Origin of the sequence: Vibrio marinisediminis (assembly GCF_014050145.1) — a bacterium.
GTDB classification, from domain to species: domain Bacteria; phylum Pseudomonadota; class Gammaproteobacteria; order Enterobacterales; family Vibrionaceae; genus Vibrio; species Vibrio marinisediminis.
The window spans coordinates 218,531-226,442 of the sequence record NZ_JACFYF010000007.1 but is presented as its reverse complement, the minus strand read 5'-3'; the positions used below and the strand labels follow the sequence as shown (position 1 = coordinate 226,442).

Genomic DNA, 7,912 nt, shown 5'->3' with positions numbered 1-7,912 from the left:
ATTTTCGCTTGGTAATATTAGGACATTTTCGCTTTGTTATAACAAGCTCAGTGCGCATTATGTATCTTATGTTAAATAATATTAAGGCTAAGTGTATGTTTTTGTATATCTTATACTTCTATCGAGTGTTTATCGTTATTGATTAAACATAAACGTATTTACCATAAACTACTTAATATACAACTAAACCATCTTTAGATTGTTTAGTTGTATATTGCTGAATCTTTAATGCTTATCTGTGTTGTGTTAGTTCGTTGGCGTATTCGTATTCAGTAGTTTTGTTAGTATTCTTTCGCAGTCTTTCGTCGTCATTACCTCTGGTACTGGGTAATCTCCAAATGCTTCCTTTATTGCTGCAGTAGCAATCTTCGAGATATCTTTGTCTTCTAGCTCTTTTAGCTGTTTAGGGATTTCAATCTGTTCAAGCAACTCATCTATCGTACTGATCAGTGACTCGCTACTGTCAAACCCCAATTTCTTAGACATGCTTAATAGCTTAGGATTGCTTCTCTCTTGATAAAAGCGCAGAACGTGAGTCAGTACAATCGCATTTGCTCGACCATGAGGCACATGATAAAGCGCCCCTAATTGGTGTGCTATTGCATGAACGTAACCGATATATGTTCGAGTGAAAGCTAGCCCTGCTTGGTAACTGGCTAACGCCATTTTCTCACGTGATACGATATCGTGACCATTAGCAAACACGTTGGGCATATGTTTGAAGATCAGTTTAATTGCACTAATAGATAGACCTTGGGTATACGTATTTGAATATGAACTTAAATAGGATTCGATAGCATGAGTTAAAGCATCTATCCCCGTTTCAGCAGTAATTTGTAGCGGTAAGCCTAGCGTAATTGCTGGGTCAATTATTGCGACTTTAGGGACTAAAAATGGGTCAGTTATAGACTGTTTTATCTGTTTCTCTTTATCGCTGACCACTGCCGCAACTGTGCACTCAGAACCGGTACCAGCGGTTGTTGGTATTGCTATGATCGGCATCAGCCGGCGAAGAACCTTGAGTAATCCAGGTAAACGAGATATGTCTTTGTTGGTTTTAACACTTGCACCAATCGCCTTAGCGCAATCAATCACAGATCCACCACCAAAGGCAACAATGCCGTCACATTGGTTACTTTTATATTGTTCCACACCGTGCCGCACAGTTTGGTAATCGGGGTCCTGCTCTACGTCATCATAAAGAGAATATGGGATTTTAGCTTGTGATAAGCTAGTAAATGATGAGTCCAATAGTCCTAATTTATGGATGATTTGGTCGGTGACTATTAAAGGCTTGGTTACATTGTAACGCTGACAGGTGTCAGCTAACTTCCCTACGCTACCTGCTCCAATAATACATTCAGGCTCGGAAACTGGTACCAGTTTAAGAAACGGCTCTTTTATACTGACGAGAAGTTGATGAATCATCCTGTCTTGCCCCTAAATATATGATTGCGATTTCATTATATTTAGAGCCAATGAACTATATTGGCAAGTGCCTAGCTGTAAAGATGAGATGAAGAAGGTTGTTTGAAAGGAATCTTTAAGGCGATGTATGAGCACGTTATATATTGTGCTCATACAGCAATGATTTAATTAGCCACCGGCAAGTTTTACAGTATGCCCTTTTTTCTCTAGATGCGCTTTGATTTTGTCTCTAGCATCACCTTGGATCTCTATGTCACCATCTTTGACTGAGCCACCACAACCGCAAACTTTCTTTAATTCTGCTGCGAGCAGTTTTAGTTGAACATCATCCATGTCTAAGCCGGTAACAATGCTAACGCCTTTGCCTTTACGACCTTTAGTTTGTTTCTGGATTCGCACAATGCCATCACCTTTTGGGCGAGTGATTTTTTCTTCTTCAGGCTTAATGCGACCGACTTCGGTTGAGTATACTAATGTCATAACTATTTCTTTTGTTGTTCCGCTTTTGCTTTGGCGATCAGATAGCCTTCAATGTGTTTTTGGATGGCTAACTTCCCACCTTTAATAAGCTTACCATTGAAAAAACAATACCAAGCGTTTGGTTCGCCTGTATCATTCTTAATGATATATCCATTAAAGTTTTCTTGCACTGCTTTTGCAGCCGTTTCTCTCGCCTTAGCAAGTGAAGCAAACTCTTTCGGATCGATAATGGTTGCAGAATCACAGAACCAGTCAATACTCTTTTTCAATGCCGCCGTTTGTCCTTGCAGCACGCGATTCTTAATTTGAACCTGCCATATGTCAGTTGTTGAGCCAACTGATCTTAATTCAAAACCTCGGTATGTCGCAACAGCCATATTTATAGTACGTTATGATGAGTGTTATAAGTAATGATAATTGTAAATTACTGTTAGGCAAGTATATTTGTCACGTAGTTTAACTAAAGGTGAATTTTGTTGAAGAAGAACATTCCCATAATCACAGATCCCACTAGGATAAAGCGTTATAGCCAGCAATTTTGTACTTTTGTAGACAAAGATTTGGTTAATGAGCTCACATCTGGAATGTATGCCTTGAGCTCGTTAGTTGCGGTCGCGAAAGACTGGAACCTATTTGTTGAGTTTTGTCATACTAAATCTGTTCAACCTCTACCCGCTTCTACTACGGCGGTCCGCTTATACATTGAAAAAGTGTCCTTAGAACGAAAATATTCTTCGATAAAGCGTTACGCGGTCACTATATCACTCATTCACAAAGTGCTTGGTTATGCCGACCCTGTCAAAAATAGCCGGGTACAGACGGCGCTAGGTGATATTCGAATTAATAAAAAAGGCGATCAACAGTCTACCCAAGCTTTTAGACGCGAACATCTCGAAACTCTCACCGGATCACTACAAACATCTTCATCTGTAAAAGATTGGCGGGATCTCGCTATTTATCATGTGATGTACGAAGGTTTATTAAAGCGGTCTGAGTTAAGGGATTTTGGTTTAAAGCAGATAATTGAAAATGAAGATTCATTAGCTATCGTTGTTGGAAATGAAGAAATTACATTATCGTCAACCGCAAGCTTGGTTCTATTACGCTGGCTTAATGTTCGGGGCTCACTTGGTGACTATGTGTTTACTGCCATTGATAGGCATGGAAATATCGGTTTTGATCCTTTGAACGATTCTTCAATCTATCGAATTTTGAGAAATGCGAGTGATTTACTTGGCTTAGACTATACCTTTTCTGGGCAGTCTTTGCGTGTAGGGGCAGCTCAGGAGTTGGCAGAGCAAGGCGTAAAGATTAGAGATATTCAATATGCAGGTCGTTGGCTTAGCCCTGCTATGCCATACCAATATATCGGTAATGTGGCAAAAGCAGAGCTAGAAAAGATGCGTTATCTATCGTTTAAATTTATCGATTAAATAGACGACTTAACGCAGTCGGCTAAGAATTCATGGAATTTGTGTCCATGATTTTCCAGCATTTTCGGAAACATCGATATTGGTGTCATACCTGGGAATGTGTTTACCTCATTGAGGTAGATTTCCCCTTCTGGTGTTAGGAAGAAATCAATTCTAGAAAGATGACGCAGCTTCATTTGCTTAAACACTTTTTCAGCATTCACTCTGATCACTTCTAGTTGTTCATCTGAGAGATGTTGAGCAACGATGTCAGTTGTCGAATGGCTTGTTTGTGCGTATTTTTCTTCATAACTATAGAAGGTGTCTTCCGGCGCTTTAACTTCACCTGGTAGGGTTAAAACAAGTTCACCTTGGTATTCATACGCAGCAACTTCAAGTTCTCTCGGTTTTACTGCCTTTTCCACTAATACTTGGCTTGAATATGTAAATGCATCGTCGATAGCTTGCTGCAAATTCTCTTTTGTCGTTACCTTGTAACAACCAACAGATGAGCCCTGGCAAGCGGCTTTCACGAAAACACTTCCCCATTCTTCCATTGCAGCGACTGTTTTGTTATAAGCTTCTTCGCTATTTTCAGATAGGAAAAGGTACGGCGTATTTGGAATGCCTAGAGCGTCATACCACAATTTAGAGGTGATCTTATTAAAGCTATTGGTGCTTGCTTCGGCTCGACAACCTAAGTACGGAATTCCCGCAAGTTCAAGCATCGACTGAATGTCACCCGTTTCACCTGGGAAACCATGTATACATGGAATAACAAAATCAATATGTAAGCTTTTGTCGGCAAAATTTAGCTGACCGGAATTGGTATCGAGCAGCGCAAGTTCACCCTGCTCTGTAAACCAACCGTCTTTCTTCATTTCTACACGAATAACATCAAACTCGGGGGTTAAACCAAGTTGTGATTGTAGATAATTAGCAGAAACTAGCGAAACTTCGTGCTCCGACGAACCGCCGCCACAAAGAAGAAGAATGGATGTTTTTTTCATTGAAATCTTTCCGTGATGCTTTAGAAGCTTGTGAGACTTTATGATAATAAAATCGACTTAAAGTTACACTTCAAAAGCGCACAATTATACGTTCAAATTTACTGATAGCCGAAAGAATAGGCACAAAAAAAGGGGCTCAGCCCCTTTTCTATTAATTCAGCTTATTTAGTGTTGGGTATGGAGAGTTTTTGATTGTATCAATACTCTTCACAAACGGTTTCAGTGCTTGAAATTCATAAGGTAACTGACTGATTGCCTTTTTCGCATCAGTTTGTGTTGCGTAATCACCGTAAAGAACCGTGTACCATTTCGTTCCATTCACTACTTTATAGTTTTCCCAAACTGGTTGCCCATTGTTTGGCAGTTTGCGAGCAAAGTGGTCAACTTTCGTTTGCGAACCAACAGCAACTACTTGGATTGTATAACCGTAACGAGCCATTTGGTCATTTTGTTGTTTCTCAGATGGCGGAATAATGGTTACTGATGGTTTCGTCTGTGCTGGTGTAGAAACAACTTCAGTTTCCACCACAGTTTCCGTTACCGTTTCAGTGACAGGCTGTTCTACCTGAGCAACTTTATAATCTTCACGGTAACTTTCTGAACTTACATCTGTCGTATATTGACTAGATACACAAGCAGACAGTAAAACGGACAAACCAACGATTGCTATTTTTTTCATGGAATCTTAAAGCCCTAGATAGAAATTACATTAAATCATGCCGTTAGACAGCAGTATAATCAAGCTAACAGCGACATTATATTATGAGACTCTGTGACTTGTAACACAAACTAATCATGCGCTTGAGTGATCTGATTAAAAGTCCACCAAAATATCCTGCCGCTTGAGTTTATCTCCGTTACGATATAGTAACGAACACGTTAGGAAGATGATTTATGAGCAATCTTAAACACCTGTTAAAACCAAGTTCCATTGCTGTTGTTGGTGCCTCAATACAACCAATGCGTGCTGGTAATATTGTTATGAAGAATTTACTTCTTGGTAGCTTTGAAGGTGCGATTATGCCAGTAACGCCGCGCTATAAATCGGTCTCAGGTGTACTAGCTTATCGAGATATCGACTCACTTCCTATTGTACCTGATGTCGCTATTCTTTGTACTCACGCCAGCCGCAACATTGCGTTGTTTACTCAACTTGCGGCCAAAGGGGTGAAATCTGTCATTGTTCTTTCAGCAGACATGCATGAAACCAGTAGTACAGGAGAAACTATTCAAGATCTCTGTGCCGCAATTGCCCGTTCTTCTGGTATGCGTGTTCTTGGACCGAATAGCCTCGGGCTAATGTTACCTTGGCTTAATTTTAATGCCTCTTTTTCCCCTGTTTCGCCTCAAAAAGGAAAGATCGCGTTTATTTCTCAATCCGCGGCAATGTGTACAACGATTCTTGATTGGGCGAATGACAAGAGCATCGGCTTTTCAGCTTTTATTTCGTTGGGTAACGCGGTTGATATCGATTTCGCAGATCTTCTTGATTATTTAAGTACCGATACGCATACCGAAGCCATTTTGCTGTATGTAGATTCAATCAAAGATGCACGTCGATTCATGTCTGCGGCCCGAGGTGCCTCACGTAATCGCCGAATACTCGTACTCAAAGGTGGCAAAACGGCGGAAGGTAGAAAAGCGGCAAAAGCTCATACTGGTGGCAGTGACACGTTAGACATTATTTACGACTCAGCTATTCGTCGAACCGGTATGCTAAGAGTACAAAACTCCCATGAACTTTTTGCAGCTGTAGAAACCTTAACCCACTCAGTCCCTTTGCGTGGCGAACGGCTTGCCATCATCACCAATGGTGGTGGTCCGGCAATTATGGCGGTGGATACCTTGCTAGATAGAGGCGGAAAACTGGCTAAGTTGGATGAATACACCGAAAGCAAATTAGATAAAGTGCTCCCGAGTAGTTGGAGTCGAAGTAACCCTATTGATATGGTGGGAGATGCAAGCTACCAGCGCTACGTTGATACACTAAATTGCTTAATGGATAGTGATTGTGCCGATGCCATTTTGATCATGCACAGTCCGTCAGCAATCGCACATTCAGAGCAAACGGCACAAGCCATTGTTGATGCGGTTAAAGCGCATCCGAGGCACAAAAGATTCAATATATTAACTAATTGGTCGGGGGAGCTTACCGCACGACCTGCTCGATCTATTTTTACCGCGGCTGGAATACCGACTTATCGTACCGCAGAAAGCGCCGTTATTGCTTTCATGCACCTTGTCGAGTACAGGCGTAACCAGAAACAACTGATGGAAACCCCGACCACTGCCGAGCCTGTGCATATCAGCGAAGTAGAAAGCGCTAAACAATGGCTAACAAAGCAACTCGGTATTGAAGAAAGTGTTACGTTAGATACTCATCAAATTGGACCATTCCTTAAATACTTCAATTTTGACGTACTTCCAACATGGATCGCGACTGATGCGAGCGAAGCGGTGCATGTCGCCAGTGAAATAGGTTACCCTGTAGCGGTAAAGTTACGTTCACCTGATATACCTCATAAATCTGATGTGCAAGGCGTAATGCTTAATTTGCGAAATAGCAATGAAGTAGCTAACGCAGCGCAGGCGATCCTTGATCGCACCCAACTCTCCTACCCGTCGGCAAATATACACGGCTTACTCGTTCAAGGCATGGCGAAACTCGCTGGCGGTGAAGAACTGCGTATCAAAGTAAAATATGATGAGACTTTTGGTCCCGTTATTTTACTGGGTCAAGGTGGTTCTGAATGGGATGAGAACATTGATGCGGCATCAGCTCTCCCTCCACTAAATATGGCCCTTGCCCGCTATTTGGTTGTCAGAGCCATTAAAGGCGGCAAGATCAGATTGCAAAAATTGCCTGAACCGATCGACATCGATGGGTTGTCAGAGATGCTGGTAAAAATATCGCAGATTGTTGTAGATTGTCCGCAAGTGCATGAGCTGGATATACATCCAGTATTGGTGAATGGCGACCAATTTACCATTCTCGACGCCGATTTATCGTTACGCCAGTATCAAGGTGATGCACAGCGTCGTTTGGCTATACGCCCTTATCCGGTCGAATATGAAGAACAAACAACGTTAAAAGATGGCACTAACATCCTATTGCGTCCAATTCTTCCTGAAGATGAACCATTGCATGCAGACTTTATTCATGGGGTTTCACGAGACGATTTATACAAAAGGTTTTTCTCCGAAGTCGGCGAATTTAATCACGAAGCGTTGGCAAAACTCACACAAATTGATTATGACCGAGAGATGGCTTTTGTCGCCGTATCGAGTCTTGGCAATCGCCAAGAGATCATTGGCGTAAGTCGAGCACTAATTAACCATGACAATAGTGACGCGGAATTTGCGATATTGATCCGTTCAGATCTTAAAGGTAAAGGGCTAGGGAAAATCTTGATGAATAAAGTTATCGATTATTGTCGTAACAGAGGTACGTTAAGAATGTCAGGAATGACCATGCCGAATAACCGAGGTATGCTTTTATTAGCGCAAAGCCTCGGTTTCAAAACCGACATTCAATTTGAAGATGGTACTGCGGACATGGTGTTGCCGTTGCAGAAATAGTAA

7 protein-coding genes are annotated in these 7,912 nt (G+C 41.6%); 2 read left to right on the top strand and 5 right to left on the bottom strand.

Translation table 11 applies throughout. The annotated features are described in order from the left end of the window. Positions 1-246: 246 nt before the first annotated feature. The 3 genes from H2O73_RS13085 to H2O73_RS13075 form a co-directional block, all read right to left on the bottom strand. The gene (locus tag H2O73_RS13085) at positions 247-1,428 is read right to left on the bottom strand and encodes an iron-containing alcohol dehydrogenase (RefSeq protein WP_182109304.1); all 1,182 of its coding nucleotides are present in this window, start codon (positions 1,426-1,428) and stop codon (positions 247-249) included. A gap of 168 nt (positions 1,429-1,596) precedes the next feature. Further along, a complete protein-coding gene (yciH, locus tag H2O73_RS13080) occupies positions 1,597-1,908 on the bottom strand; it encodes a stress response translation initiation inhibitor YciH (RefSeq protein WP_182109303.1) in 312 nt (103 codons plus the stop codon). 2 nt (positions 1,909-1,910) lie between these two features. Further along, entirely contained in the window at positions 1,911-2,285 is a 375-nt protein-coding gene (locus H2O73_RS13075; RefSeq protein ID WP_182109302.1) for a DUF3319 domain-containing protein, read from the bottom strand. 99 nt (positions 2,286-2,384) lie between these two features. Between H2O73_RS13075 and H2O73_RS13070 the strand changes: the two genes are divergently transcribed. After that, the gene (locus H2O73_RS13070; RefSeq protein WP_182109301.1) at positions 2,385-3,341 is read left to right on the top strand and encodes a tyrosine-type recombinase/integrase; all 957 of its coding nucleotides are present in this window, start codon (positions 2,385-2,387) and stop codon (positions 3,339-3,341) included. Here the strand turns inward: H2O73_RS13070 and H2O73_RS13065 are convergent. Both H2O73_RS13065 and H2O73_RS13060 read right to left on the bottom strand, forming a co-directional pair. Then, complete coding sequence (locus H2O73_RS13065; protein WP_182109300.1) at positions 3,338-4,330, bottom strand: D-alanine--D-alanine ligase; 993 nt, start codon at positions 4,328-4,330, stop codon at positions 3,338-3,340. The genes H2O73_RS13070 and H2O73_RS13065 overlap by 4 nt on opposite strands. A 151-nt stretch (positions 4,331-4,481) precedes the next feature. Then, positions 4,482-5,009, bottom strand: coding sequence for an SPOR domain-containing protein (locus tag H2O73_RS13060; protein ID WP_182109299.1), 528 nt, complete (start codon positions 5,007-5,009; stop codon positions 4,482-4,484). A 215-nt stretch (positions 5,010-5,224) separates the two neighbouring features. Between H2O73_RS13060 and H2O73_RS13055 the strand changes: the two genes are divergently transcribed. Further along, positions 5,225-7,909, top strand: a complete 2,685-nt coding sequence (locus tag H2O73_RS13055) for a bifunctional acetate--CoA ligase family protein/GNAT family N-acetyltransferase (protein WP_182109298.1) — start codon at positions 5,225-5,227, stop codon at positions 7,907-7,909. The last annotated feature ends 3 nt before the right edge of the window (positions 7,910-7,912 follow it).